This window comes from Mesorhizobium sp. M1A.T.Ca.IN.004.03.1.1 (assembly GCF_003997555.1).
Classification (GTDB): domain Bacteria; phylum Pseudomonadota; class Alphaproteobacteria; order Rhizobiales; family Rhizobiaceae; genus Mesorhizobium.
In genome coordinates this window covers 1-275 of record NZ_RZTV01000270.1, presented here as the reverse complement: position 1 = coordinate 275, position 275 = coordinate 1, and the positions used below count along the sequence as shown (strand labels likewise).

At 61.8% G+C, this 275-nt stretch carries 1 pseudogene; it reads right to left on the bottom strand.

Annotation, left to right across the window (positions count from 1 at the left end):
- Positions 1 to 275 (bottom strand): annotated as a pseudogene (locus EOD29_RS31650) (DUF2333 domain-containing protein); the annotation flags it as partial.

Genomic DNA, 275 nt, shown 5'->3' with positions numbered 1-275 from the left:
GCCTGGTTGATACCGCGCTGGAAAGAGGCCTTGTTGTCGAGGAAGGGCGTATGATCCCAGTCGATGCCGAAAAAGCCCATCTTGTAGAGCAGCATGGAGGAGATCCATGCGTTCTGGTTGACATTGAAATCGGTCAGATCGGCCGCGACATCGACGATCGCCGAGCGCTGGCAGGTCTTCGGTGCCGTCGCAGCGGCGCCGTCGGCCGCCGGCACGTCTTGTCCGGCCGCGACCTTGCGCTCCGAAAGCCGGTACTGGTCGACGAATGCGGTGTT